At 71.0% G+C, this 26,662-nt stretch carries 17 protein-coding genes and 1 tRNA gene; 11 read left to right on the top strand and 7 right to left on the bottom strand.

Going from position 1 to position 26,662, the window contains the following annotated elements; genetic code table 11:
• Positions 1–234 carry a hypothetical protein gene (locus ACWDVB_RS17055; protein ID WP_030783413.1) on the top strand — a complete coding sequence of 78 codons (234 nt, stop codon included), beginning with the start codon at positions 1–3 and terminating at the stop codon, positions 232–234.
• Here the strand turns inward: ACWDVB_RS17055 and ACWDVB_RS17060 are convergent.
• Positions 203–1,438: a glycosyltransferase 87 family protein gene (locus tag ACWDVB_RS17060; RefSeq protein WP_451513129.1), complete on the bottom strand. Its 1,236-nt coding sequence runs from the start codon at positions 1,436–1,438 to the stop codon at positions 203–205. The two genes, ACWDVB_RS17055 and ACWDVB_RS17060, sit on opposite strands and share 32 nt — an antisense overlap.
• 122 nt (positions 1,439–1,560) lie before the next feature.
• On the opposite strand from ACWDVB_RS17060, the gene ACWDVB_RS17065 reads away from it, so the two are divergent.
• Positions 1,561–1,633: transfer RNA gene (locus ACWDVB_RS17065), tRNA-Ala, on the top strand.
• A 74-nt stretch (positions 1,634–1,707) separates the two neighbouring features.
• Here ACWDVB_RS17065 and ACWDVB_RS17070 read toward each other — a convergent pair.
• Both ACWDVB_RS17070 and ACWDVB_RS17075 read right to left on the bottom strand, forming a co-directional pair.
• Positions 1,708–3,300, bottom strand: coding sequence for an NADH-ubiquinone oxidoreductase-F iron-sulfur binding region domain-containing protein (locus ACWDVB_RS17070; protein ID WP_451513128.1), 1,593 nt, complete (start codon positions 3,298–3,300; stop codon positions 1,708–1,710).
• On the bottom strand, positions 3,297–4,334 hold the full coding sequence (locus ACWDVB_RS17075) for a hypothetical protein (protein ID WP_451513127.1): 1,038 nt from the start codon (positions 4,332–4,334) through the stop codon (positions 3,297–3,299). The genes ACWDVB_RS17070 and ACWDVB_RS17075 overlap by 4 nt, the downstream gene beginning before the upstream one ends.
• Positions 4,335–4,730: 396 nt before the next feature.
• Here ACWDVB_RS17075 and leuS point away from each other — a divergent pair, with 396 nt between their 5' ends.
• The 6 genes from leuS (at position 4,731) to ACWDVB_RS17105 (ending at position 14,606) form a co-directional block, all read left to right on the top strand.
• Complete coding sequence (gene leuS, locus ACWDVB_RS17080; RefSeq protein WP_451513126.1) at positions 4,731–7,631, top strand: leucine--tRNA ligase; 2,901 nt, start codon at positions 4,731–4,733, stop codon at positions 7,629–7,631.
• A 143-nt stretch (positions 7,632–7,774) separates the two neighbouring features.
• Complete coding sequence (locus ACWDVB_RS17085) at positions 7,775–8,515, top strand: hypothetical protein (protein ID WP_451513125.1); 741 nt, start codon at positions 7,775–7,777, stop codon at positions 8,513–8,515.
• A 58-nt stretch (positions 8,516–8,573) separates the two neighbouring features.
• Complete coding sequence (locus tag ACWDVB_RS17090; RefSeq protein WP_451513124.1) at positions 8,574–9,419, top strand: DegV family protein; 846 nt, start codon at positions 8,574–8,576, stop codon at positions 9,417–9,419.
• A gap of 106 nt (positions 9,420–9,525) precedes the next feature.
• The gene (locus ACWDVB_RS17095; RefSeq protein ID WP_451513123.1) at positions 9,526–10,650 is read left to right on the top strand and encodes a helix-hairpin-helix domain-containing protein; all 1,125 of its coding nucleotides are present in this window, start codon (positions 9,526–9,528) and stop codon (positions 10,648–10,650) included.
• Positions 10,647–13,511 carry a ComEC/Rec2 family competence protein gene (locus ACWDVB_RS17100; protein ID WP_451513122.1) on the top strand — a complete coding sequence of 955 codons (2,865 nt, stop codon included), beginning with the start codon at positions 10,647–10,649 and terminating at the stop codon, positions 13,509–13,511. Before ACWDVB_RS17095 ends, ACWDVB_RS17100 begins: the two co-directional genes overlap by 4 nt.
• A 210-nt stretch (positions 13,512–13,721) precedes the next feature.
• Positions 13,722–14,606, top strand: coding sequence for a YceI family protein (locus ACWDVB_RS17105; protein ID WP_451513121.1), 885 nt, complete (start codon positions 13,722–13,724; stop codon positions 14,604–14,606).
• 39 nt (positions 14,607–14,645) lie between these two features.
• Here the strand turns inward: ACWDVB_RS17105 and ACWDVB_RS17110 are convergent, their stop codons facing one another.
• Positions 14,646–14,891, bottom strand: coding sequence for a hypothetical protein (locus tag ACWDVB_RS17110; protein ID WP_451513120.1), 246 nt, complete (start codon positions 14,889–14,891; stop codon positions 14,646–14,648).
• Between the two features lie 57 nt (positions 14,892–14,948).
• On the opposite strand from ACWDVB_RS17110, the gene holA reads away from it, so the two are divergent.
• Positions 14,949–15,935, top strand: coding sequence for a DNA polymerase III subunit delta (gene holA / locus ACWDVB_RS17115; protein WP_451513119.1), 987 nt, complete (start codon positions 14,949–14,951; stop codon positions 15,933–15,935).
• Positions 15,936–16,413: 478 nt separating this feature from the next.
• Here holA and rpsT read toward each other — a convergent pair whose 3' ends face one another.
• Positions 16,414–16,680, bottom strand: coding sequence for a 30S ribosomal protein S20 (gene rpsT, locus ACWDVB_RS17120; protein WP_451513118.1), 267 nt, complete (start codon positions 16,678–16,680; stop codon positions 16,414–16,416).
• A 218-nt stretch (positions 16,681–16,898) separates the two neighbouring features.
• Between rpsT and lepA the strand changes: the two genes are divergently transcribed.
• Together lepA and ACWDVB_RS17130 are read left to right on the top strand one after the other, a co-directional pair.
• On the top strand, positions 16,899–18,770 hold the full coding sequence (gene lepA / locus ACWDVB_RS17125) for a translation elongation factor 4 (RefSeq protein ID WP_451513117.1): 1,872 nt from the start codon (positions 16,899–16,901) through the stop codon (positions 18,768–18,770).
• A 264-nt stretch (positions 18,771–19,034) separates the two neighbouring features.
• Positions 19,035–20,924 carry an AMP-dependent synthetase/ligase gene (locus tag ACWDVB_RS17130; protein WP_451513116.1) on the top strand — a complete coding sequence of 630 codons (1,890 nt, stop codon included), beginning with the start codon at positions 19,035–19,037 and terminating at the stop codon, positions 20,922–20,924.
• Between the two features lie 37 nt (positions 20,925–20,961).
• On the opposite strand, the gene ACWDVB_RS17135 is transcribed toward ACWDVB_RS17130, so the two are convergent.
• On the bottom strand, positions 20,962–21,546 hold the full coding sequence (locus ACWDVB_RS17135) for a response regulator (RefSeq protein ID WP_451513115.1): 585 nt from the start codon (positions 21,544–21,546) through the stop codon (positions 20,962–20,964).
• Between the two features lie 32 nt (positions 21,547–21,578).
• Positions 21,579–25,622, bottom strand: a complete 4,044-nt coding sequence (locus tag ACWDVB_RS17140; RefSeq protein WP_451513114.1) for a HAMP domain-containing protein — start codon at positions 25,620–25,622, stop codon at positions 21,579–21,581.
• Positions 25,623–26,662 lie beyond the last annotated feature (1,040 nt).

Consider the following 26,662-nt stretch of genomic DNA (forward strand, 5'->3'; position numbering starts at 1 on the left):
ATGGGTGCACACAGGCGGAAATGCGACTGGTGCGGCAGTGGCACACCGATCGTCCGCGACATGGAGCCGGTCAACAACGAGTACCAGTACTGGTGCGAGGAATGCGCGAGGGCACTGATCATAAAAGGCGACCCCATCGAGACTTATCGCGAGCTCGAAGGGGAGCCGATCTACGGCCGACTGCTCGACGAGCACTGCACCCTCAAGCGGTTCTACTCGTTCGCCACCGCATGACTCCTGCCAGCAGGAAACCGAAAGCGGTCACTACGTAGAGGGCGGACAGCGTCATCTGGCCATAATTCTGGCTGAGTTCCAGCCGTCCCACCCCATGCGGCACCCACCACAGGGCGTACGAGCAGAAGACCAGGGACGCGGCTCCGGTGGCCGCCCACCGGGCCCGGCCGCCCCGGTGAGCCGCCTCGGCCCCCAGGAGCAGCACCATCGGCACGCACCACACCCAGTGGTGCGACCACGACACCGGGCTCACCAGGAGTGCCGTCGCCGCGCAGCACAGCGCGGCCCAGGCCCGGTCCCCGCGCAGCGCGGCGGCCACCGCGACCGCGAGGCCGAGCGCGCAGGACGCCGCCGCTGCCACCGCCCACCAGGCGCCGGGCTCCGCGGTATGCAGGAGGCGGGCGAGGACACCGCGCAGCGACTGGTTCGCGGTGTCCTCCGCCAGGCCGACCCGGCCCGCCTCGAAGACCATCCGGGTCCAGAACCGCCACGAGTCGTAGGGCAGGACGGCGGCGGCGAGGAGCGTCGCACCGGCGAACGAGACGGCCGCCACGCACGCGTGCCGCACGGCGGGCCGCCACACACCGCGTCGCAGGGCCTCGGCGGCCCCGGTCAGCAGCAGGAGGACGGTGAAGAGCGCGGGCGTCAGCTTGATCGCCGCGGCGATGCCGATGCCCAGGCCCGCCCAGCGGTGGCCGGGGCGCCGGGACAGGTCCCACAGGACGAGGACGGCGAGCAGCAGGTTGATCTGCCCGTAGCGCAGCGTCGTCCACACCGGCTCGCACCAGACGGCGAGCGCGGACACCCACAGGGCGCTCTCCGCGCGCGCACTCTTCTCCTCCACGCGCGCGTGCCGGGCCTCGCCGACGAACCGCAGGGAGAGGGCCACGAACACCACCAGGAGGAGCAGGTTCCCCAGCGTCGCGAGGGTGCGCATGTCCGACGTGTCCAGGAGCGTCAGCGGCGTGAACAGGAGAGCGGCGAACGGCGGGTAGGTCGTCGGCAGGTGGGCTTCGGTGGTGCGCAGTGCGTAGAGGTCGCCGCCCGCGCGTACGGTCTCGCCCTCGGCCCGGTAGACCATCAGGTCGATCATCGAGACGTCGGCGGCGCGCTGGGCGAGCCAGAAGGCCGTGAAGGAGAGCAGGCAGGCGCCGGCGGCCAGGGGCGCGTGGCGGCGGGTGGCGGCGGACGCGATCACGGTCACGGAGGCTGACAGTACCGGCCTTATCAGGTGGTATCGGCCCAGAAGGGAATCGATTTGGTGGAGCACGGGTAGGACCGTGTAATGTTGGCGGAGCCGCCGGGGAAACCGGGCGGACACAGCAAGGGGCTATAGCTCAGTTGGTAGAGCGCCTGCATGGCATGCAGGAGGTCAGGAGTTCAATTCTCCTTAGCTCCACAGCAGATGAGAGCGGGCCACCCGGATCGGGTGGCCCGCTCTCTCTTTCTTCTCCCTTCTCCCTGCTCTTCTTGTCACTGCCGCCCGCTGCCCAGGGCTCTGCGGCGTCGGCCCGGCGGCAGCGCGGCGGGCAGCGCCGGACGGGCCGGGGCCGCCGCCTTCGGGTCCTCCTCGATGCGCAGGGCAAGCGCCGGGCAGCGGCGCACAGCGCGGGAGGCGCGCGCTTCGGAGTAGCGCGGTACGGACGCCTCCGCCACCGAGGGGAAGCCGTCCGGGCCCAGCTGGATCAGCTCGGGAACGATGTCCGCGCACAGGCCGTGGCCCTGACACAGGGTCCAGTCGACGGCCAGCTTGCGGCCGGTAGGGGCCTCCGCCGGGGGAGCGTCCGTCTGGAGGGGCAGGACGCCCTCGACGGGGCGGCCGCAGCCACCGCCAAGGACGTGTGCCGCGAGGTCGTCCGTGAACGCCGTGATCGCCGACTCCAGGAAGGCCGCGGAGCCGTCCGGATGCTTGCAGGCGCCGCGCCGCTTCACGGCCCGGGTCACCTCGCGCAGCGCTTCCAGGGCGGTCGGGCCGCCCCCTTGCAGGACGTCAGCGAGGCCGCGGGCCGCCGCGGGCAGACCGAGGTAGCAGGGGCCGCACTGCCCGGCGCTCTCCGCCGCCAGCCAGTGCGCGACGCGCAGCGACTCGCCGAGCGGGCAGGTGCCCTCGCCGATCGGCAGGATCGCGCCCGCGCCGAGCGTGCCCCCGCAGGCCTCCAGGGCCGCGCGGGAGACGACCGCGTCGTGCGCGGTGACACTGTCGAGCCACTTGCCGTGGTAGCCGCCCGTCAGCACGCCCTGGGGGAGCGGTGGGGCGCCGGCGAGCTGAAGGACGTACCGCAAGGGCACTCCGGTGGGGGCCTCCACGACCATCGGCCGGGCGACCGCTCCGGAGAGGGTCAGCAGGACCGTGCCGGGTTCGTCGCGCAGCCCGGTGCGGCAGTACCGGTCGGCGCCGATCCGCGCGGCGACGGCGAGCTGGGCGAACGTCTCCGCGTTGGAGAGCAGCGTCGGGGCGCCGCCCACTCCGGAGTCGGACGTACGCGTCTTGCGGCCCGGCGGCAGCGGGGGGCCGCCGTCGGCCGAGCGGACCAGGGCGGAGGACTCCCCGGTGACCATGCGCACCGGATTGCGCTGCACGCGCGCGCGGAGGGCCGGTCCGCGCCGGTCGCCGAGGCCGCGCTCGGCGAGGGCGGTGCGCATCGAGGCCTCGGTGGAGTCGCGGGTCACGCCGATGACCAGGGTGCGGGCGCCGAGGGCCTCCGCGGCGAGCAGGGCGCCGTCCAGGATGAGGTGCGGCGCGCGGTTGATCAGGACGGTGTCCTTGCGGCAGGCCGGTTCGTCCTCGCTGCCGTTGACGACCACCACGGGGCGCACCCCGCGACGTATCGCCGCGTCCGCGACGGCCCGCAGCTTCTGCGCGAACGGGAAGCCCGCGCCGCCCCGGCCGCGCAGCACGATGTGCTCGGCGAGGCGGGCGAGCGGCTCGCCCGCCATGGGTTCCAGGGGGCCGTGCACCTTCAGGTGCATGGTCAGATCGAGGCGTTCGACCAGGTCGAAGCCCGACGTGAGCAAGGGGAGGCCGACGACGCGGACTTCGGGTACGTCGGGCAGTGACGCGTTCACGGGTGGCCTCCGGTGGCGGCGTTCCAGGGCTCGCCCGAGCTGGGGGCCTGGAAGGGCCGGGGCAGCGGCTCGGTGGCGGGGCCGATGTCGTACGCGGGGTCGTAGGCGGGGTCGTAGGTGGGCTCGTAGGTCGGCTGGGGCGCCACGTAAGGGGACTCGGCGGGCGGGGGCGGACAGGGGGTGGGCCAGCGGTTCACGGGTGCGGCGTGGGGCATGGGGGGAAGCGGCTCGGTCAGGGCGCGGTAGGCCGCCGAGATGCCGACGACGGGGTCCTGGATGGAGGTGACGTCGGCGGCCGTGCCGGGGAGCGGGGCGGACGCGATGTCCCGCGCGGGCGGGCGTTCGCGGGGTGGGGCGCCGCGCTCCGGTTCGAGCAGCGCCAGGATGTGGGCGGCGACCTTCCGCTTGACCGGGGGCGGCGCCGCGCGCAGCGTGACGGCCCCGGCGACCGCGACGAGGCACAGGCAGTACAGGGCGATCACCCAGGGCTTCGGCGGGCGGCCCGCGTACAGACCGTGGATCAGCGCCGCGCACCAGGCCGGGTAGGCGAGCATGTGCAGTGCCCGCCAGCGCGAGGCGATCCGCGCGGGAGAGGCGAAGGCGCTGCGCAGGGCTCCGGTGACGCCCGTGGCCACGATGAGGAGGCCGGCGAGCGAGCCGAGGCCGATGAGTCCGGCGCTGCCGGTGACGCCGAGCCCGAAGGGCACCAGGGCGCCGAGGAGCGACACGTGGTCGAGGGCGACCTTGACGGTGCCGTGGAGCAGCAGGAAGCCGACGGAGGCGACCGCTGTGGCCCGGTGCACGGCCTGGGCGAGCAGTCGCTGACGCGAGCGCAGGAAGAGGCGGTCGGTGGCGACCAGGCCCCAGATCACGGAGGCGGTGAGGGAGACCAGGCACAGGACGCCGGTGGTGAAGTCCAGGGCGGCCCGGAAGCCGTCGCTGCTCGCGAAGACGAACAGAGGTATGAGGAGCAGGGCGCCGGTGCCGAGCAGTCGGCTCCGGCGATGGGGGTGCAGACGGTGCAGAGGGTTCATGGGGGCGGCTCCGAAATGGTTCGGTCCCGCCGCATGCTAAGTCGCTCCATACCGGTGGGTACGGGGTTTCAGTTATTGCGTTGTTATCAAAGTGCGACACGATCTTGGTGTTGCCCCGATAGTGGGCGGTACGCGGAGTAACCCTTGGCCAAAGCTGAGGAAGTGGGGCCCCGGGCGCCCGGCGCACAAGCTCGTCGCGGGTCGCGGGAGGGCTGCGGTACCCTGACGCCATGCGTGCCGTACGCCTTCTGCTTAGCGGGCCGCGCTGATCAGTCCCGACCGCCGGTGAATCGCGGTCGGAATCGGCGCGGCGTCCCCTCCTGTGCGAGGGGCATTTTTATTTGGCCAGCACGGTCAATTCCGTAGGCAGAGACGATCGATGGAGCTTTGAGGATCATGAGCGAGACGAATTCTGCTGCCGCCTCCGAGGTGGCCGCGCCGCACCGCTATACGGCCGCTCTGGCCGCTGAGATCGAGGCACGCTGGCAGGACTTCTGGGACGCCCGGGGCACCTACGAGGCACCGAACCCGAGCGGCGACATGGCCGCGCGGGACGAGGCCGAGACCACGCTGGTCGCCAAGCCCAAGAAGTTCATCATGGACATGTTCCCGTACCCCTCCGGAGCGGGCCTGCACGTCGGCCACCCGCTGGGGTACATCGCCACGGACGTCTTCGCGCGCTTCCAGCGCATGACCGGCCACAACGTCCTGCACACCCTGGGCTTCGACGCCTTCGGCCTGCCCGCCGAGCAGTACGCCGTGCAGACGGGCACCCACCCGCGGGTCTCCACCGAGGCCAACATCGCGAACATGAAGGCCCAGCTGCGCGCCCTGGGTCTGGGCCACGACAAGCGGCGTTCGTTCGCGACGATCGACCCCGAGTACTACAAGTGGACCCAGTGGATCTTCGTCCAGATCTTCAACTCCTGGTACGACGCCGACGCCAAGAAGGCCCGCCCGATCGCCGACCTGGTCGCGCAGTTCGCCGGCGGTGAGCGCGCCGTACCGGGCACCACGCGCGCGTGGAGCGAGCTGGACGCCTCCGAGCGCGCGGACGTGCTGAGCCAGTACCGCCTGGCCTACGCCTCCGACGCGCCCGTCAACTGGTGCCCCGGCCTGGGCACCGTCCTGGCCAACGAGGAGGTCACCGCCGACGGCCGCTCCGAGCGCGGCAACTTCCCCGTCTTCAAGGCCAAGCTGCGCCAGTGGAACATGCGCATCACCGCGTACGCCGACCGCCTGCTGGACGACCTGGACGCGCTGGACTGGCCCGAGGCCATCAAGCTGCAGCAGCGCAACTGGATCGGCCGCTCCGAAGGCGCGCGCGTCGCCTTCCCCGTGGGCACCGAAGGCGATGCGATCACCGTCTTCACCACCCGCCAGGACACCCTGTTCGGCGCGACCTACATGGTCCTGGCGCCCGAGCACGAGCTGGTCGACAAGGTCGTGCCCGCGGCCTGGCCCGAGGGCACCCACGAGGTGTGGACCGGCGGCCACGCCACCCCCACCGAGGCCGTTTCCAAGTACCGCGCCTTCGCCGCCTCGAAGTCCGACGTCGAGCGGCAGGCCGACGCCAAGGAGAAGACCGGCGTCTTCACCGGCGTCTACGCCACCAACCCGGTCAGCGGCGAGCAGGTCCCGGTCTTCATCGCCGACTACGTACTGATGGGCTACGGCACCGGCGCCATCATGGCCGTCCCGGCGCACGACAGCCGCGACTTCGCCTTCGCGCGCGCCTTCCACCTGCCGATGCGCTGCGTGGTGGAGCCGTCGGACGACCGCGGCACCGACACCACGACGTGGGACGACGCCTTCTCCTCGTACGAGGCGAAGCTGATCAACTCCTCGAACGAGGAGATCACCCTCAACGGCCTGGGCGTCGTCGACGCCAAGGCGCGCATCACCGGCTGGCTGGCCACGCGCGGCATCGGCGAGGGCACTGTCAACTTCCGGCTGCGCGACTGGCTGTTCAGCCGCCAGCGCTACTGGGGCGAGCCCTTCCCGATCGTCTACGGCGAGGACGGCATCGCCCACTCGCTGCCCGAGTCGATGCTGCCCCTGGAGCTGCCGGAGGTCGACGACTACTCCCCGCGCACCTTCGACCCGGACGACGCGGACACCTCCCCGGAGACGCCGCTGTCCCGCAACGAGGACTGGGTCAACGTCACGCTGGACCTGGGCGACGGACCCAAGAAGTACCGCCGCGAGACCAACACCATGCCCAACTGGGCCGGCTCCTGCTGGTACGAGCTGCGCTACCTGGACCCGCGCAACGACCAGCAGCTGGTCGACCCCGCCGTCGAGCAGTACTGGATGGGCCCGCGCGCGGGACAGCCCACCGGCGGTGTCGACCTGTACGTGGGCGGCGCCGAGCACGCGGTGCTGCACCTGCTGTACGCGCGCTTCTGGTCGAAGGTCCTGTTCGACCTGGGCCACATCTCGTCCTCCGAGCCGTTCCACAAGCTGTACAACCAGGGCATGATCCAGGCCTACGTCTACCGGGACAGCCGCGGCTTCCCGGTGCCGGCGGCCGAGGTCGAGGAGCGCGACGGCACGTTCTTCTTCGAGGGCGAGCCGGTCAAGCGCGAGCTGGGCAAGATGGGCAAGTCCCTGAAGAACGCCGTCACGCCGGACGAGATCTGTGACGAGTACGGTGCGGACACGCTGCGGCTGTACGAGATGGCGATGGGCCCCCTGGACGTGTCGCGCCCCTGGGACACCCGCGCGGTCGTCGGCCAGTACCGCCTGCTGCAGCGGCTGTGGCGCCTGATCGTCGACGAGTCGACCGGTGAGGTCACCGTCGCGGACGTCGCCGAGGCCGACATCGACGAGGCCACCCTGCGTGCCCTGCACAAGGGGATCGACGGCGTCCGCCAGGACCTGGACGGCATGCGGTTCAACACCGCCATCGCCAAGATCACCGAGCTGAACAACCACCTGACGAAGGCCGCCGGGCCGGTGCCGCGGTCGGTCGCCGAGCGCCTGGTGCTGCTGATCGCGCCGCTGGCCCCGCACGTCGCCGAGGAGCTGTGGCGCAAGCTGGGTCACACCGACTCGGTCGTCCACCAGGACTTCCCGGTCGCCGACCCGGCGTACGCCGTGGACGAGTCCGTGACCTGCGTCGTGCAGATCAAGGGCAAGGTCAAGGCGCGCCTGGAGGTCTCCCCGTCGATTTCCGACGAGGAGCTGGAGAAGGTGGCCCTGGCCGACGAGAAGGTCGTGGCCGCGCTGGACGGCGTGGGCATCCGCAAGGTGATCGTGCGGGCGCCGAAGCTGGTGAACATCGTTCCGGCGTAGCGGTATAGGGGTCTTCCCTTACGGGCAGGTTGGGGGTTCCGATGGAACCTCCGGCCTGCCTTCTCCGTTTACGGTGGAAGAGCCGTCGCTGGAGCGGACGGACTTGGTGTGGTCGAAGAGTCGAAAAGTCGGAGAGGAGCGTCATGGAAGCCGTGGGCGCAATCGTGGCGCTGCTCGTGGTGCTGGTGCTGTTCCTGGTGCTGGGGGTGTACGCCACGGTGAAGGTCGTCAAAGCGGCCAAGCGGGGCGTGGACCGCACCATCACGGAAGCCCGCCGCACGGTGGAGGACACCACCCTTCGCGCGAGGAGCTTCGCCCAGGTCGGCGCCGCTGGCGAACTGGCCCAGCTGCGGTTGTCCTTGCGGACGTCGATGCGGTCCACACAGGACGTGCTGCAGGCGGGCGCCGTCGAGGACGCCTCCCTGAAGGAGTCCCTCGGACTGTTCGACCGACTCAGCGCCCATGGGCACGAGCTGGACGACGAGCTGCGCCGTCTGGAGCGTGACCCGAACAAGGCGGCCCTGGCCGAGCGGCTCCCCGAGCTGCGGGAACGCACGGAGCAGATCACCAAGGCGGCGGACGCGCTGCGGTGGTCGGCGCGCGACCGGGCCCGCCGGTTCGCGGGCGACGACCTGGACTCGCTGAGCACGCAGATCGACATGGAGGCGGGCGCCCTGCGGCACTGGACGACGGAGCCGGCGCCCGCGCAGGCCCCCGCCGCCTGGCCCGAGCCCGCCGCGCAGCCCGCCAAGGACGCCGAGCAGACCTGGTCCGAGCCCACCGCGCAGACATCCCAGGAGCCCACGCGGCCCGCGATCACGCCGCCCGCGGCGACGCCCACGTATCCGTGGGAGAAGAAGGCCAAGCCCGAGAGCACGACCTGAGCCGTACGAGCAGGGGCCGGGCTGCCGTCCTGCGGCCCGGGCGGGTAATCTCCAGCCCATGTCCCGCCATGTCGCGATCGTCACGGATTCAACGGCCTATCTGCCGCAGCGGACGATGGAGCAGCACGGCATCACCGCGGTGCCCCTGACCGTGGTCCTGGGAGACCAGGCGCTGGAGGAAGGCACCGAGATCTCGGCGCGCTCCCTCGCCCTGGCGCTGCAGAAGCGGAAGCCGGTGACCACGTCCCGGCCCAGTCCCGAGCTCTTCGCGGAGACATACCGGAGGGTCGCCGAGGCCGGCGCCACGGCCATCGTCTCGCTGCATCTGTCCGCCGAGTTCTCCGGTACGTACGACGCCGCGGTCCTCGCGGCGAAGGACGCGCCGGTGCCGGTGCGGGTGGTGGACACCGGCATGGTCGCGATGGCCCTCGGCTTCTGCGCCCTCGCGGCGGCGGAGGCCGTGGAGGCGGGGGACGCGGTGGAGGAGGCGGTGGCGGCCGCCGAGAAACGCGCCGCTGGCATGTCCGCGTACTTCTACGTCGACACCCTCGACTATCTGCGCAGGGGCGGCCGTATCGGCGCCGCGCAGGCCCTGCTGGGCTCCGCGCTCGCCGTGAAGCCGCTCCTGAAGCTGGACGGCGGCCGCATCGACATGCTGGAGAAGGTGCGGACGGCGTCGAAGGCGATCGCCCGGCTGGAGGAGATCGTCGTCGAACGGGCCGGGACGGGCCGGGTCGACATCGCGGTGCACCATCTGGCGGCGCCGGACCGGGCGTCGGCTCTCGCGGACCGCCTCCGCGAGCGGCTGCCGGGCCTCGGGGAGCTGCACGTCAGCGAGGTGGGCGCGGTGATCGGGGCGCACACGGGGCCTGGGCTGCTGGGGGCCGTGGTCTCGCCGCGGTGAGGTCTTTTCGCTCGTGCGGGTGATGGAGTTATCCAGAACTGCCGGGTAATCCACGGGAATTGACCAAGATCAACACCATGTCGCCGCGATGTCTACCGTCGTCGGCATGACCTCACTTCGATCACCTTCTCGGACAGCTTCCGCGACAAGCGGTCCCGGCCGGGGCCCCGCATCCGACGGCCGTGCGCGGCGCCGTCAGGCCCGCAGCCGGATCCGGCACGGCCATGCCTCGTCGGAGGCGGTGCGACGGCGAGCGGAGAGACTCTTCGCCGAGCCGCAACCACCGCCTTCTTCGCCTCGGTTGGACGTCGCGGCTGCTGATGTGGAGCTTCTGCCGAAGAGCGAGGCCGGGAGCGGGAGTGGGGTGCCTGTGCCGCCTGGGTGGGCACGGCAGGGGGAGACCAGGGAAGAGGCTGCGGAGGCGGAGGAGCCTGCCCCGGATCGGAAAGCACAGTCCTGTCCCTCGCGGCGGGAACGGATGGGGCTGGCTCTGCGGGAGCGGCTGCCGGTGTGGCTCCAGTCGCGATGTGGGCTGGAGCGGCGGGGCGTCGTCGCGCTCGTCGTGGTCCTCGCCATCGCCTCGGTCTTCGCCGCGCAGCACTTCTGGGAGGGACGGACCCGGCCGGTGCAGGCGCCGGACGTGGTGCGTGAGGCGGCCGCGCCCGCTGAGCGAGGCGCGGAAGCGGCTCCCTCGCAGGGGCCTCCGGCCGAGGCGGGTCGGGCGTCGGCGGGCGGGAGCGGTGCGACGGGCCCGGCGGCCGGTGCGGGTGGTGGCGGGATCGTCGTGGACGTCAGCGGGAAGGTCCGCCGTCCCGGTGTCCACCGGTTGCCCGCGGGATCCCGGGTGGCCGACGCGCTGCGGGCCGCGGGCGGGGCGCGGCCCGGTGCCGACATGGGCGGTCTCAACCGTGCGCGGTTCCTGATGGACGGTGAGCAGGTGGTGGTCGGAGAGCCGGCTGCGGCTGCCGGGCCTGGCGGTGCCGGTGCCGGTGTCGCGGCGGGCGGCGCGGGGACGGCTGGGGCCGGATCGACCGCCACGGGCCCGGTCGGCCTGAACACGGCGACCGCCGAGCAGCTCGACGAACTGCCGGGCGTCGGCCCCGTGTTGGCGCAGCACATCATCGACTACCGCACCGAGCACGGAGGTTTCCGCTCCGTCGAAGAGCTCCGCGAGGTCAACGGCATCGGTGATCGGCGCTTCGCCGATCTCCAGGATCTCGTACGGCCATGACGCCGGGGTCTCGGAGCAGGGCGGGGACGGCGCGTGCGGCGGTTCACGCCTCGTCGGGAAACCCGCTCGGCGCTTCCCATCCCCGGCAGGAGGGGCCGGTCGACCTCCGGCTGGTTCCTCCCGCGCTGGCGGCGTGGGCGGCGGCCGCGCTGATGCTGGACGCCCCGCCTCGGTGGGCGGTCGCCACGGTGGCGGTGTGTGTGGCGGTGGCCGGTGTGCTGCTGGTGACGTGGACGGCTCGGGGGTGGCGGGCGAGGGGCTCGGCTGCGGTTGGCGCTGGGGATCGGAGTGGCGTCGGCGCTGCTGGTGCCGCTGCCGCTGCCGGTGCCGCTGCCGGTGCCGCTGCCGGTGCTGGCCGTGCTGGCCGTGCTGGCCGTGCTGGCGGTGCTGGCGGTGCTGGTGGTGCCGCTGGGCCTAGCGGCAGTGCCGGGGATGGCTCTGGGGGCCGGGCTCGGCGGGCCGCCCGGCCAGGACAGTTGCCGCAGGGGCGGTTGCGGGGACGGCGACCCCCGTGGGGGCGGTTGTCCGTGGCTGCGACGCTGCTCTGCGCCGCCGCCTCGGCAGGCTCCGCCGCGCTGCACGGGGCGGATCTGCACCGTGGCCCGGTTCCGGCGCTGGCCGGCGAGTACGCGGAGGTGGAGGCGGAGTTGGAGGTCACGTCCGATCCCCGGCGCACTCGACCCCGGGTCGCGAGCGCGCATGCGATGCCGCCCGCGGTCGTGCTGGACGCCGACGTCGTCCGCGTGACGCAGGCGGACGGCACGGCGAGCGTGACGCGGACCCCGGTTCTGGTCGTCGTGCGCGGGGAGGATTCGGGCTCCGCGAAGTCTCTGGGCGCTCCCGGAAGCCGCGGTGAGGAGCCAGCGGAAGCAGGGTCAAGGGGGCGGTCGGCCGACTCCACCGGCTCCGCCGACGCCTGGCTCGCCCTGCTGCCGTCCACTCGGCTGCGGGTGCAGGCACGGATGGCGCCACCGTTGCCGGAGGGGGGCAAGGTCGCGGCGGTGCTCCGGGTGTCGGGGGAGCGGGCGCCGCGCGTGGTCGGGGCGCCGACCGGGGCGCAGCGGCTCGCCGGGGAGTTGCGGGGCGGGTTGCGGGAGGCCACGGACGGGCTGTCGGCCGATGCCCGTGCGCTGCTGCCGGGGCTGGTGGTCGGGGACACCTCGCGGGTGCCCGCCGAGCTGGAGCAGGCGTTCCGGGCGACCGACCTGACGCACCTGCTCGCCGTCAGCGGGGCGAACCTCACGATTGTCCTGATCCTGCTCATCGGCCCACCGGGCACCGCCCAGCGTGCCGAGCGGCGGGGACTCGCGCCGAAGCTGGGCATTCCGTTGCGCACGACCGCGCTGCTCGGCGGGCTGCTCACGTTGGGCTTCGTCATCGTCTGCCGGCCGGACCCGAGCGTGCTGCGGGCCGCCGCGTGCGGGCTCATCGCGCTCCTCGCCATCGCCACCGGGCGGCGCAGGTCGCTGATCCCGGCGCTCGCCGCCGCCGTGCTGCTGCTCGTCCTGTACGACCCGTGGCTGGCCCGTAGCTACGGCTTCCTGCTCTCCGTCCTCGCCACCGGCGCCCTGCTCACCCTCGCGCCGCGCTGGAGTGCGGCGTTGCGGCGGCGTGGGATGTCACCGCGGTTCGCCGACGCGCTGGCCGCCGCGGCCGCGGCGCAGGCGGTGTGCGCGCCCGTCGTCGCTGTCCTCGCCGCCCGGGTGAGCCTGGTGGCGGTGCCGTGCAATCTCCTCGCGGAGTTCGCCGTCGCGCCCGCCACCGTGCTCGGCTTCGCCGCGCTGGCGTCGGCGCCGGTGGCGATGCCGGTCGCCGAGGGGCTGGCGTGGTGTGCGGGGTGGCCCACCGAGTGGATCGCGGAGACCGCCCGCACCGGTGCGGCGCTGCCCGGCAGCGGGGTCGACTGGCCGGGCGGGTGGCGTGGCGGGCTGCTGCTCGCGCTCGCCACGGTGGCGTTCGTCCTGGCGGGCCGCAGACTTGCGCGGCATCCGTGGCTCGCCGCGGCCTGTGCCCTGCTGCTCCTCCTGGTGGTCGTCCAGCCACCGCCCCTCACGAGGGTGATCGCGGGATGGCCGCCGCCGGGGTGGCGCATGGTGGTGTGCGACGTGGGGCAGGGCGACGCCACGGTGCTGGCGGCGGGCGACGGCGCCGGGGTGGTCGTCGACGCGGGGCCCGACCCGGTGGCGGCCGACCGGTGTCTGCGTTCGCTCGGGATCACCCGGGTGCCCCTGGTGCTGCTCACCCACTTCCACGCCGACCATGTCGCGGGGCTGCCGGGGGTGTTGCGGGGACGTGACGTGGGAGTGATCCAGACGACGGGATTCGAGGAGCCGCCGGAGCAGGTGGAGTTCGTGCGGGAGCAGGCGGCGGCCGAGCGCGTTCCGGTGGCCCGGGCCGTGGCGGGGGAGCGGCGGCGCGCGGGGCCACTGGAGTGGCAGGTGCTCTGGCCCCCGCCAGGTCCGACGCCGCGACCCGAGGGGCCGAACGACGCGAGCGTCACGCTGCTCGTGCGGACCGGAGGGCTGACCCTGCTGCTCCTCGGGGACCTCGAACCGCCGGGCCAGCGAGCCCTGCTGCGCACTCCGGCAGCCGCGTCGCTCGCCTCCGTGGACGTGCTGAAGGTGGCCCATCACGGCTCGGCCCATCAGGATCCCGAGCTCCTGCGCAGGGCGGCGCCGAGGCTGGCGTTGATCTCTTGCGGTGCGGACAACTCGTATGGCCACCCGTCTCCCGTCACGGTCGCGGCACTGCGGGCCGAAGGGGCCAAGGTGCTGCGTACGGACGTGGATGGCTCGATCGCGGTGATGGGTTCCGGGCCGAAGTCGGCGCCCCGGCTCGAAGCCGCCACCCGGCCGCCTTAGCGGTGCCGTGTGCCTTGTGCCTTGTGCCTTGTGCCGTGTGCCGTGCCGACCCAAAGGGGGCGATCAATTCGGGCTACTCGCGACAGTTCCAGCGCATCGTCAGCATTCCCGCGATGTATGGCCGTGTTGCATCGAATGCCGCAACAGTGATCGAATGCCTATTCGTCGCAGTTCGCAGGTGGTGTCAAGTGTCGCGGGGGTGGGTCGCAGGTGTTCGGCCGTTGGCTGGGAAACCGTACGAATCGGGTGGGACGGACGGGGCCCATGTCGGCGTTCAGGGTTCCGCCGGACGCGGGGATGCTCAGCTGTCGGGTGCTCGACCCCGTCAACGAGCCCGTGCGGAACGCGGAGTTCGCCGTCAGTGACGCCATGGGCCGCAAGGTGGTCGGCGGTGGCACGGACCCCTACGGGTCGTTCGTCACGACGGTTCCGGCGGGGGAGTACCGCCTGGTGGTCTCGGCGGAAGGGTTCACTCCGTACCGGGGGAGTGCCACCGTCGGCCAGGACACGCATGCCTCGCTCGGTGATGTCACGCTCCAGGTCGCCCAGCCCCCGGCGCTTCCCGAGCCCGGTGACTGGGAGGTCGACCCCCTGCACTCCTCCGTCGGCTTCACCGCGCGGCACATCGGGCTTGCCCGCATCCGCGGCCGGTTCAACAGCTTCGCGGGTGCCATACGGGTGGGCGAGCGGATGGAGGAGTCCGCGATGCACGTCGTCATCGACGCGGCCTCCATCGACACCGGGGTCCAGATGCGCGACGACCATCTGCGCTCCGGCGACTTCCTCGACGTGGGGCGCTTCCCGACGATGGAGTTCTACGGCGACCGCTTCGTGCACAAGGGCGGCAGCCGCTGGGCCATCTCGGGCGGCCTGACGCTGCACGGCGTGACGCGCACGGTCACGCTGGACACCGAGTACCTCGGGATCGGTCAGGGGCTGGAGGGCGAGACCCGTGTGGCCTGCCGCGCCACGACCGAGCTGCACCGCGACGACTTCACGATCACCTGGCAGACGATGCTGGCGCGCGGGATCGCGGCCGTCGGGCACAGCATCACGATCGACCTCGACATCCAGGTCGTCCCCAAGAGCGGCTGACCTCGCCGCCGGGTCGGTCTCGCGATCGGCCGGTGTCCGCTACGGGGCTTCCAGCCAGCCCTCGTGTTCGGCGGCCAGTTCGTCGAGCGCCGCCCGGTCCAGGCGGGACTCCGGGTCCTCGACCACCACCAGCCACTGGGCGTCCTCGGCGTCGTCCTCACCGGCGAGGGCGTCGCGGACGAGCTGAGGTTCCTCGGCCACGCCGAAACGGTCGGGGAGCTCTTCGGACACTGCCTCCGCGGCATCGCGGTCGGGCAGCACCAGGACATGTCGTACGTCGGTCACCTGCCTATTCTCCGACAGGGGACGGGCTGTCAGTGCCGCGTGGGATGCTTGACCGCGATGGCCAGGAAGACAGCTAACGACGATCCGCTCGCCCCCCTCACGCTCGCCGTGGGGCAGGAGGACCTGCTCCTCGACCGCGCCGTGCAGCAGGTGGTGGCGGCCGCCCGCGCCGCCGACGCGGACACGGATGTGCGCGACCTCACCTCCGACCAGTTGCAGCCCGGCACACTCGCGGAGCTGACCAGCCCCTCGCTCTTCGCCGAGCGCAAGGTCGTGGTCGTGCGGAACGCGCAGGATCTGTCGGCGGACACGGTCAAGGACGTGAAGGCGTATCTCGGGGCGCCCGCCGAGGAGATCACGCTCGTCCTGCTGCACGCGGGCGGCGCCAAGGGCAAGGGCCTGCTCGACGCGGCCCGTAAGGCGGGGGCGCGCGAGGTCGCCTGCCCCAAGATGACCAAGCCCGCGGACCGGCTGTCGTTCGTACGGAGCGAGTTCCGCGCCCTCGGACGTTCGGCGACCCCCGAGGCGTGCCAGGCCCTGGTCGACTCCATCAGCAGTGATCTGCGTGAGCTCGCCTCCGCGGTGTCCCAGCTGGCGGCGGACGTCGCGGGCACGATCGACGAGGCGATCGTCGGGCGGTACTACACGGGCCGGGCGGAGGCCTCCAGCTTCACGGTCGCCGACCGGGCCGTGGAGGGGCGGGCCGCCGAGGCGCTCGAAGCGTTGCGGTGGTCCCTGTCGACCGGAGTCGCTCCCGTCATGATCACCAGCGCCCTCGCGCAGGGCGTCCGCGCCATCGGCAAGCTCTCCTCCGCGCGAGGTGGGCGTCCCGCCGACCTCGCCCGTGAGCTGGGCATGCCGCCCTGGAAGATCGACCGGGTGCGCCAGCAGATGCGGGGGTGGACCCCTGACGGGGTGGCTGCCGCGATTGCCGCTGTCGCGGCGGCCGATGCGGGGGTCAAGGGCGGGGGGGACGACCCTGAGTACGCGTTGGAGAAGGCCGTGGTCGCTGTTGCCCGCGCCGCGCGCTCTGGCCGCCGCTGAGCGCTCCGCTGGGGTGGGCGGCCTTTGTATCTGCGGGTAGTTTTCTTGGCCGGCCGTGCAGTTTGTCGCTGCGGATAGCTAGTGGCTGGTCGCGCAGTTCCCCGCGCCCCCTTTACAGGCCGTACCGCCCGGGCAGTCGCCGACCTTGTATCTGCGGGTAGCCCGTGGCTGGTCGCGCAGTTCCCCGCGCCCTCTTTACAGGCCGTACCGCCCGGGCAGTCGCCGACCTTGTATCTGCGGGTAGCCCGTGGCTGGTCGCGCAGTTCCCCGCGCCCCTGGGAACGCCCCTGCGGGGCACCGTGCCGGGCGCCGTCGGGGATACAGCAATGCCCCCGGAGTGGGTCCGGAGGCATTGTCGCAGCGTGGCGTACTGCGTGGTCTGTCCGCGATTCGAGGTAGAGGGCTCGAATTACCCTCGCGGGAGGATTGATCAGCGCCCCGGCGGACTGGGACTGGCCAGTTGGCCGGGGTAAGGGCTTCAGCCCTTGAGGGTCGCGGCCTTCGTCGCAAGCGCCGACTTCTTGTTGGCGGCCTGGTTCTTGTGGATGACGCCCTTGGAGACGGCCTTGTCCAGCTGGCGCGTGGCCTCACGCGTGAGCTCGGCGGCCTTCTGGGTGTCACCGGCGGCAACGGCCTCGCGGGCCTTGCGGATCGCGGTCTTCAGAGAAGACTTGACCGCCTTGTTGCGCTGACGCGCCTTCTCGTTGGTCTTGATCCGCTTGATCTGGGACTTGATGTTCGCCACGAAAGAGCCTTTTCAGGTTCAGGTACTGCAGAGGATCTGCAGATGAGTGTTATGACACGCGCCTCGATGCTTGAGAGGGCATACGAGACACAGCCGCCCACGTTACCAGCCGCCGTCCCACCGGCCCAAACCGGGCGCAGTGCCCCACCCGTGGGACCATGGAAGCTACGTATAGATCCGACCCGAGGCTACAGGCGCCTCAAGAGACAGGACCCTGCGTGCCCGCGACCCCTAACAATGTGCCCGAGCCGAGCCGTACCGACTCGGCTCTGATCCGCAATTTCTGCATCATCGCGCACATCGACCACGGCAAGTCCACGCTCGCCGACCGCATGCTCCAGCTCACCGGGGTGGTGGAGCAGCGGCAGATGCGTGCTCAGTACCTCGACCGGATGGACATCGAGCGCGAGCGCGGCATCACGATCAAGTCCCAGGCGGTGCGTCTGCCCTGGGCCCCGAGCAAGGGCCCGGACCAGGGCAGCACCCACATCCTCAACATGATCGACACCCCGGGCCACGTGGACTTCACGTACGAAGTCTCACGTTCGCTCGCGGCCTGCGAGGGCACGGTCCTCCTGGTCGACGCGGCCCAGGGCATCGAGGCGCAGACTCTCGCCAACCTCTACCTGGCGATGGAGAACGACCTCAAGATCATCCCCGTACTGAACAAGATCGACCTGCCGGCCGCGCAGCCGGAGAAGTTCTCCGAGGAGCTCGCCAACCTCATCGGCTGCGAGCCCGAGGACGTCCTGAAGGTCTCCGCGAAGACCGGCGTGGGTGTGGAGGCGCTGCTCGACAAGGTCGTCGCCGAGATCCCGGCCCCGATCGGCGTCGCGGACGCGCCCGCCCGCGCGATGATCTTCGACTCGGTGTACGACTCGTACCGCGGCGTCGTGACGTACGTACGAGTGGTCGACGGCCAGCTGAACAAGCGCGAGCGGATCCGGATGATGTCCACCGGCGCCACGCACGAGCTGCTTGAGATCGGTGTCTCGTCGCCGGAGATGACCCCGGCCGACGGCATCGGCGTCGGTGAGGTGGGTTACATCATCACCGGCGTGAAGGACGTGCGTCAGTCCAAGGTCGGTGACACGATCACCTCCCTGCACAAGGGCGCGACCGAGGCGCTGGGCGGCTACAAGGATCCCAAGCCGATGGTGTTCTCGGGTCTGTATCCGCTGGACGGCTCGGAGTACCCGGACCTGCGCGAGGCCCTCGACAAGCTGCAGCTCAACGACGCCGCGCTCGTGTACGAGCCGGAGACGTCGGCCGCGCTCGGCTTCGGCTTCCGCGTCGGCTTCCTCGGGCTGCTGCACCTCGACGTGATCCGCGAGCGCCTTGAGCGCGAGTTCGGGCTCGACCTGATCGCCACCGCCCCCAACGTGGTCTACCGCGTGGTCATGGAGGACGGCAGTGAGCACACGGTCACCAACCCGAGTGAATTCCCCGAGGGCAAGATCGACGAGGTCTTCGAGCCCGTCGTGCGCGCCACGCTCCTCGCGCCCAGCGAGTTCATCGGCTCCATCATGGAGCTGTGCCAGAACCGGCGCGGCACCATGCTCGGCATGGACTACCTCTCCGAGGACCGCGTCGAGATCCGCTACACGCTGCCCCTCGCCGAGATCGTCTTCGACTTCTTCGACCAGCTGAAGTCAAAGACGCGTGGTTACGCCTCACTGGACTACGAGCCCACGGGCGAGCAGTCCGCGCAGCTCGTCAAGGTCGACATCCTGCTGCACGGCGACAAGGTCGACGCCTTCTCCGCCGTCACGCACAAGGACGCGGCGTACGCGTACGGCGTGCGGCTCGTCGCCAAGCTGCGCGAGCTCATCCCGCGGCAGGCCTTCGAGATCCCCGTGCAGGCGGCGATCGGCTCCCGGGTCATCGCGCGCGAGACGATCCGCGCCATCCGCAAGGACGTCCTCGCCAAGTGCTACGGCGGTGACATCTCCCGTAAGCGGAAGCTCCTGGAGAAGCAGAAGGAGGGCAAGAAGCGGATGAAGATGGTCGGCTCCGTCGAGGTGCCGCAGGAAGCCTTCATCGCGGTGCTCTCCAGCGACGACAGCGGGCCCGGCAAGGCCAAGAAGTAGCTTTTCCGGTCGCGGCTCGGCCGCTGCCACGCGGGCTCCGTGCGCATACGCACGGGGCCCGCGGCGCGTTCGGCGCGCGGGCGCGTTCCGTTTGGGTGTCTGTAGGAAGTGACAGGCAGATGCCCCTTACGCACCGGGCGTCGGCGCTCTACTCTGATCACCACTCGTAGGTTACTCGCAAGTTAAACAAGTAGCCGCAGGGATGTAAGAAGCAGAAGCAGCCGCCAGCCAGTTCGCCGCACCGTCGTGGGCCCGGAGGATGTCGTGAGCGACACACAGACCTTGATCGAGAACCGTCCGCCTTCCGTGGCGCACCTCCTGCTGGAGCGCGTGGCGGCCACGCCGGACGCCGAGGCCTACCGCTACCCCGTCCCGGCGGCCTCGGGCGAAGGGCCCGACGACTGGAAGGCGCTCAGCTGGTCGCAGGCCGGCGACCGCGTCCACGCCATCGCGGCGGGGCTGATCGAGCTCGGCCTCAAGCCCGAGGACCGGGTCGCCCTGTCCTCCTCCACGCGGGTCGAGTGGATCCTTTCCGACCTCGGCATCATGTGCGCCGGCGCGGCCACCACGACCGTCTATCCGCAGACCAACGCCGAGGAGTCCGCGTACATCGTCGCCGACTCCGGCAGCCGGGTGCTGATCGCCGAGGACGCGGCCCAGCTCGCCAAGGCGCGCGAGAAGCGGGCCGACCTGCCCGAGCTGCGGCACGTCGTGGTGATCGACGCCGAGGGCGCGAGCGCCGTCGAGGGCGACCCCGAGGGCTGGGTGCTCACGCTCGCCGACCTGGAGGCCCGGGGCGCCGCGCACCTGGAGAAGAACCCGGGGCTCGTCAAGGACCGGATCGCGGCGATCACCGCCGACCAGCTCGCGACGCTGATCTACACCTCCGGCACCACCGGCAGGCCCAAGGGCGTGCGCCTGCCGCACGACAACTGGTCGTACATGGCCAAGGCCATCGCGGCGACCGGCCTGCTCGGCCCCGACGACGTGCAGTACCTGTGGCTGCCGCTCGCACACGTCTTCGGCAAGGTGCTGACCTCCGGGCAGATCGAGCTGGGGCACCTCACCGCCGTCGACGGCCGCGTCGACAAGATCATCGAGAATCTGCCGGTGGTGCAGCCGACGTACATGGCCGCCGTGCCCCGCATCTTCGAGAAGGTCTACAACGGCGTCGCGGCCAAGGCGCGGGCCGGGGGCGGCGCCAAGTACAAGATCTTCCAGTGGGCCGCCGAGATCTCCCGCGAGTACGCGAAGGTCAGCCAGGACAACTTCCGCAGGACCGGCAACGCCTCGGTGCCCTTCGGTCTGCGCGCCAAGCACAAGGCCGCCGACGCGCTCGTCTACTCCAAGCTCCGCGAGGCCTTCGGCGGGCGGCTGCGCGCCGCCGTCTCCGGTTCGGCCGCCCTCGCGCCCGACATCGGGTACTTCTTCGCGGGCGCCGGCATCCACATCCTGGAGGGCTACGGCCTGACCGAGTCCTCCGCCGCCTCCTTCGTGAACCCCGGCGAGGCCTACCGCACCGGCACCGTCGGCAAGCCGCTGCCCGGCACCGAGGTGCGTATCGCGGACGACGGCGAGATCCTGCTGCGCGGCCCCGGCATCATGGAGGGATACCACGGCCTGCCGGAGAAGACGGCCGAGGTGCTTGAGTCCGACGGGTGGTTCCACACCGGGGACATCGGCGAGCTGTCCGTCGACGGCTATCTGCGGATCACCGACCGCAAGAAGGACCTCATCAAGACGTCCGGCGGCAAGTACATCGCGCCCGCCGAGGTCGAGGGCCAGTTCAAGGCCGTGTGTCCGTACGTCTCCAACATCCTGGTGCACGGCGCCGACCGGAACTTCTGCACCGCGCTGATCTCCCTCGACGAGCCCGCGATCCTCGGCTGGGCCGAGGAGAACGGCCAGGGCGGCAAGTCCTACGCCGAGGTCTGCGCCGACCCCGCCACGGTCCAGCTCATCGACGGCTATGTGCGCGAGCTGAACGAGGGGCTGCAGCGCTGGCAGACCATCAAGAAGTTCCGCCTCCTGCCGCGCGACCTCGATGTCGAACACGGCGAACTGACGCCCAGCCTGAAGCTGAAGCGCCCGGTCGTCGAGCGGGAGTACAAGCACCTGATCGACGAGATGTACGCGGGCTCACGCGAGGCCTGAGCCGCCGGACGGGCGGGACTCCGCGGACATGACCTGGCTAGCGGTCCCGCCCGTGACGCATCTCCCGCACCAGTTCCTCCATGTGCGTCACATGGTGGCGCAGCTCCAGGACGTCCTTGAGGCTGCTCGCCGCCATGTGGGTCTCGATCGCGGAGAGGCGGGCGGCCAGCTCGTCGAACTGGAGCTGCTCGCGGGCCAGGATCCGCTCCAGCTGCCGGTTCTTGCGGTGCAGTTCGAGGAAGACGGTGACCTTGGCGCGCAGCACCCACGGGTCGAACGGCTTGGTGAGGAAGTCCGCGGCGCCCGTCGCGTAGCCCCGGAAGGCGTAGCCGGCGTCGTTGTCGGTGCCCGTCAGGAAGATGATGGGCACGTCCTTGGTCTGGTCGAGACGTTTGATGTTCGACGCGGTCTCGAAGCCGTCCATGCCCGGCATCCGTACGTCCAGCAGGATCACGGCGAACCGCTGCCGCAGGATGGCCTTCATCGCCTCCTCGCCCGAACGGGCGCGCACCAACGGCTCGTTCAGGGAACCCAGGACTGCTTCGAGTGCCATCAGGTTGTCCTCCATGTCGTCGACGAGGAGGATGCTCGCTCGGTGGTCGGTAACGGGCTCTGCGCTCATGTCAAAATGCCTCAATCAGGGGCGAAAGTGCCTCAATCAGTGGTCGGCGGGACAGTGTTCTCTGCTGAGCTGCCGACATGTTCGCTGTCGGGGTCGAGGAGGGAACAGACGACACCGAGGAGCTGATCCACGTCCACGGGCTTGGGTACGTAGTCGGTCGCGCCCTGTGAGATGGCCTTCTCGCGGTCCCCCGGCATGGCCTTCGCGGTGAGGGCGACGATGGGCAGACCCCGCCACCGGGGGCTGCGGCGGATGGCGGCCATGGTTTCGTAGCCGTCCATCTCCGGCATCATGATGTCCATCAGGACGATGTCGACGTCCGGGTTGCGCTCCAGGGTCTCGATGCCCTCGCGGCCGTTCTCCGCGTACAGGACGGGCATGCCGACGCGGCTGAGCACATGGGTCAGCGCGAAGACGTTACGGATGTCGTCGTCGACGATGAGCACCTTGCGGCCCGGCAGTAAGCGGCCCGCGCGGCCCTCCTTCCACTCCTCCAGCTTGGTGGGCGTGGGCCAGCTGTCGTCGGGTTCGAGGGAGGTGTGCGGCCGCAGCACGGCGTGCTCCTGCGGCACCGGCAGATGCTGGGTGTGGGACGCGGCGTACGCGACGGCGGCCGCGCCGTGACCCGGGTGCACCACGGGGACGTACAACGAGAACGTGGAACCCTCGCCGGGGAGGCTCTCGGCGGTGATGCGGCCGCCGAGCAGGCCCGCGATCTCCCGGCTGATGGAGAGGCCGAGGCCGGTGCCGCCGTACTTGCGGTTGGTGGTTCCGTCGGCCTGCTGGAACGCCTCGAAGATCACCGGGAGCTGCTCGGCCGGGATGCCGATGCCGGTGTCGCTGACGGCGAAGCAGAGCAGGTCGTCGTTGTCGTGCGTCAGCCGGTCGCCCGCGGTGTCCGTGACGCGGCTGACCCGCAGCTCGACCTTGCCCGCCGAGGTGAACTTGACCGCGTTCGACAGCAGATTGCGCAGGATCTGCTGGAGGCGCTGCTCGTCGGAGAACATCTCGCGCGGTACGTCCTCGCCGACCGACACGTCGAAGGCGAGCCCCCGGTCGAGGGTGAGCGGGCGGAACGTCGCGTGGACGTAGTCGAGGACCTTGATCAGCGGGAGCTTCTTGGGACGTACGTCCATCCGGCCCGCCTCGATCTTCGACAGGTCCAGGATGTCGTTGATGAGCTGGAGCAGGTCGGACCCCGAGCGGTGGATCGTCGTCGCGAACTGCACCTCCTGGTCGGAGAGGTGGTCGTCGGGGTTGTCGGAGAGCAGCCGGGCGAGGATGAGGAGGGAGTTGAGCGGCGTACGCAGCTCGTGCGACATGTTCGCCAGGAACTCCGACTTGTACTGGGAGCTGGTGGCGAGCAGCGCCGCCTTCTCCTCCAGCTCGGCGTTGGAGCGGCGCAACTCCGCCTGCTGGCGCTGGAGTTCGTCCGAGCGCTCCTGGAGCTGGGTGGCCAGCCGCTGGGACTCGCCGAGCAGCGACTCCGTACGCGAGTTGGCGATGATGGTGTTGATCGCGACGCCGATGGTGTTCACGAACTGGTCGAAGAAGGCCAGATGGACATCGGAGAAGCGGGAGAACGTGGCCAGCTCGATCACACCGAGCAGCTTGTCCTCGAAGAGGATCGGGATGATCACGACGGTGGCGGGAGCCGCGTCGCCGAGCCCCGAGTGGATCTTGATGTAGTCCGGCGGAACCTCCTCGACGAGGATGCGCTTCTTCTCCAGCGCCGCCTGGCGCACCAGGCCCTGCGCGGGCATCCCGCCGGTGTCGACGACCGAGCCCTGCGCCGCGCCGTACCCCGCGATGAAGGCGAGCCCCTTCGCCGTGACCTGCGTGGGCGCCGGGCTCTCCGCGGTGTCCGGGTCGGCCAGGAAGAAGGCGCCGTACTGCGCGTTCACCAGCGGGGTCAGCTCGCGCAGGATCAGGTCGGCGACCTCCATCAGATCGCGGTGGCCCTGCATCAGACCTGCCAGCCGGGCGAGGTTGGACTCCAGCCAGTCCTTGGCACGGGTGGTCTCACGGAGGTTGGAGACCATGAGGTTGATGTTGTCCTTGAGGTCGGTGACCTCGCCGCGCGTCTCGACCGTGATGGCGCGGGTCATGTCACCCTGGGCCACGGCGGAGGCGACCTCGGCGATGGCGCGGACCTGGGTGGTGAGGTTCAGCGCCAGCTCGTTCACGTTCGTCGTCAGGCGCTTCCACGTGCCGTACACGCCCTCGACGCGCGCCTGACCGCCCAACTGCCCCTCGGAGCCGACCTCGCGGGCCACGCGCGTGACCTCGGAGGAGAACGACGACAGCGTGTCGACCATGGTGTTGATGGTGGTCTTCAGCTCAAGGATCTCGCCGCGCGCGTCCACGTCGATCTTCTTGGAGAGGTCGCCCTGGGCCACGGCGGTCGCGACCTGCGCGATGTTGCGGACCTGACCCGTGAGGTTGTCCGCCATGTAGTTGACGTTGTCGGTGAGGTCCTTCCACACACCCGATACACCGAGGACCTGCGCGCGGCCGCCGAGCCGGCCGTCCGTGCCGACCTCGCGCGCCACCCGGGTCACCTCGTCGGCGAAGGCGCGCAGCTGCTCCACCATCGTGTTGACGGTGTCCTTCAGCTCCAGGATCTCGCCGCGCGCGGTCACCGTGATCATCTTGGAGAGGTCGCCGTTGGCGACGGCGGTGGTGACCTGGGCGATGTTGCGGACCTGTGAGGTGAGGTTCGACGCCATGAAGTTGACGTTGTCGGTGAGGTCCTTCCATACGCCGGACACGCCGCGCACCTGGGCCTGTCCGCCGAGATTGCCTTCCGTGCCGACTTCGCGGGCGACGCGGGTGACCTCGTCGGCGAAGGCGGAGAGCTGGTCGACCATCGTGTTGATCGTCGACTTCAGCTCCAGGATCTCGCCCTTCGCCTCCACGGTGATCTTCTTGCCGAGGTCGCCCTGGGCGACGGCCGTCGACACGAGCGCGATGTTCCGCACCTGGGAGGTGAGGTTGTCCGCCATGAAGTTGACGTTGTCGGTGAGGTCCTTCCATACGCCGGACACGCCGCGCACCTGGGCCCGCCCGCCGAGATTGCCTTCCGTGCCGACTTCGCGGGCGACGCGGGTGACCTCGTCGGCGAAGGCGGAGAGCTGGTCGACCATCGTGTTCACCGTCGACTTCAGCTCCAGGATCTCGCCCCGGGCGTCGACGGTGATCTTCTGGCTCAGGTCGCCGTTGGCGACGGCGGTGGTGACCTGGGCGATGTTGCGGACCTGTGAGGTGAGGTTCGACGCCATGAAGTTGACGTTGTCGGTGAGGTCCTTCCACACGCCCGAGACGCCGCGTGCCTGGGCGCGGCCGCCCAACTGGCCCTCGGTGCCGACTTCGCGGGCGACGCGTGTCACCTCGGCGGCGAACGCGGAGAGCTGCTCCACCATGGTGTTCACGGTGAGCTTCAGTTCCAGCAGCTCACCGGTCGCCTCGACGGTGACCGTGCGGGTCAGGTCGCCCTGCGCGACCGCCGTGGTCACCAGAGCGATGTCCCGCACCTGGGCGGTGAGCCGCGACGCCATCGTGTTGACGGCCTCCGTCACGTCACGCCAACTCCCGGACAGCCCACGCACCTTGGCGCGCCCGCCGAGCCGCCCCTCGGTGCCGACCTCGCGGGCGACGCGCGTCACCTCGCCCGTGAAGAGGGACAGCTGGTCGACCATCGTGTTGACGGCGCGGCCCAGCCGACGCAGATCGCCCCTCAGCTCGCGGGTGCCGTCGTGCAGGTCGACGCGCTGAGTGAGGTCACCGCCCGCCACCGCGTTGAGCACCCGGGTGGCGTTGGCGGCCGGGGCGACCAGGGAGTCGAGGAGGGTGTTGACCTCCTGCACGCGGTCGGCCCACCTGCCCTGCCCCGGACTGGCCGCGAACCGCTCGTCCAGCCGGCCGTGCCGGATGATCTCCCGGCGTACGCGGACCAGTTCGCTGTCGAAATGGAGCGAACGGTCGAGCAGCTCGTTGTAGACCGCGTACAGCTCAGCGGTGATCCCCTCACCGACCGGCACGACCTTCGTGAAGTCCCCGTCCCGCGCGGCCCGCATGGCGGCGAGCAGGGGACGCAGCTCGGGGGTGGCGGCGGTCGGGGGGGTGGGGGGTGCGGGGGTGGCGGACGTGGGGGTGAGGTGTGCGGGGGTGGTGGCGTGCGAGGGGGTGAGGTGTGCGGGGGTGGCGTGCGAGGGAACGGTGGGCGTGGTGGCGATGGTCGCGGTGGCGGCCTTCGGGGTGGGGGCCGGGGTGGCCCCTGGGGCGGGCTCTGGGTTGGTCGCCGGGGTGGCTCCTGGGGCGGATTCCAGGCTGGCCTCTGGGTCGGGATCCGGGATGGCCTCTGGGTCGGGATCCGGGATGGCTCCTGGGACGTGCCCGAGGTCGCGTGCGGGGGAGGTGGCCTCCGAGAGGGTCGCCCGGGCGGCTTCAGGGACGCGCTCTGGGTCGGGCTCCGGGGCGGCCCCTGGGACATGCTCCAGGTCAGGTGCTGGGGCGGTGGTCTCCGCAGCGGCCTCTGGGACGGTCTCCAGGGCGGCGGCCCCTGGGACGGACTCTGGCCCAGCCTCTGGGCCAGAGGAGGCTGGGCCAGTCCCTGCGACGTGCTTCGGGGCGCGCCCTGAGACGGTCTCTGGGGCAGGTGCGGGGACGGTCCCTGGGGCGTGCTCCGGCGCGGGCTCCGGGGTGGCCCCCGACATGGGTTCCGGGGCAGGCGTCGGGACAGCCTCTGGGGCGGCCCCCGAGACGGGCTCTGGGACAGCCCCCGAGACGGGCTCTGGGACAGCCCCCGAGACGGGCGCCGGGACAGCCCCCGAGACGGGCTCCGGGACAGCCCCCGAGACGGGCTCCGGGGCGGCCCCCGAGGCGGACTCCTGGGCGGGCGGCGCGGTGGTCCCTGGGGTGGGGTTCGGCGCCGCGGTCGTGGGGGAGTGCGTCGGGGCCGGGATCCGGCCGGATCCGAGCGCGGGCACAGCACGGTCATCACTCATAGCGGCCCACTTCGGTAACTCGGTGCTTATGGGCGCGGCCAGTCTGTCACTCTGTCGGTGTCGCCTGAGGCGTATTCACCCGAACTGCTCACGAGCCGAACCGTGGGGTC

The organism is Streptomyces sp. NPDC003379 (genome assembly GCF_053589195.1).

What these genes read in the sequence shown, in the direction of transcription:
- ACWDVB_RS17055 (WP_030783413.1), top strand. Translation starts at nt 1, where the DNA reads ATGGGTGCACACAGGCGGAAATGCGACTGGTGCGGCAGTGGCACACCG.
- ACWDVB_RS17075 (WP_451513127.1), bottom strand. Translation starts at nt 4,334, where the DNA reads ATGAACCCTCTGCACCGTCTGCACCCCCATCGCCGGAGCCGACTGCTC.
- leuS (WP_451513126.1), top strand. Translation starts at nt 4,731, where the DNA reads ATGAGCGAGACGAATTCTGCTGCCGCCTCCGAGGTGGCCGCGCCGCAC.
- ACWDVB_RS17085 (WP_451513125.1), top strand. Translation starts at nt 7,775, where the DNA reads ATGGAAGCCGTGGGCGCAATCGTGGCGCTGCTCGTGGTGCTGGTGCTG.
- ACWDVB_RS17090 (WP_451513124.1), top strand. Translation starts at nt 8,574, where the DNA reads ATGTCCCGCCATGTCGCGATCGTCACGGATTCAACGGCCTATCTGCCG.
- ACWDVB_RS17095 (WP_451513123.1), top strand. Translation starts at nt 9,526, where the DNA reads ATGACCTCACTTCGATCACCTTCTCGGACAGCTTCCGCGACAAGCGGT.
- ACWDVB_RS17100 (WP_451513122.1), top strand. Translation starts at nt 10,647, where the DNA reads ATGACGCCGGGGTCTCGGAGCAGGGCGGGGACGGCGCGTGCGGCGGTT.
- holA (WP_451513119.1), top strand. Translation starts at nt 14,949, where the DNA reads ATGGCCAGGAAGACAGCTAACGACGATCCGCTCGCCCCCCTCACGCTC.
- ACWDVB_RS17135 (WP_451513115.1), bottom strand. Translation starts at nt 21,546, where the DNA reads ATGAGCGCAGAGCCCGTTACCGACCACCGAGCGAGCATCCTCCTCGTC.
- ACWDVB_RS17140 (WP_451513114.1), bottom strand. Translation starts at nt 25,622, where the DNA reads ATGCGGGCCGCGCGGGACGGGGACTTCACGAAGGTCGTGCCGGTCGGT.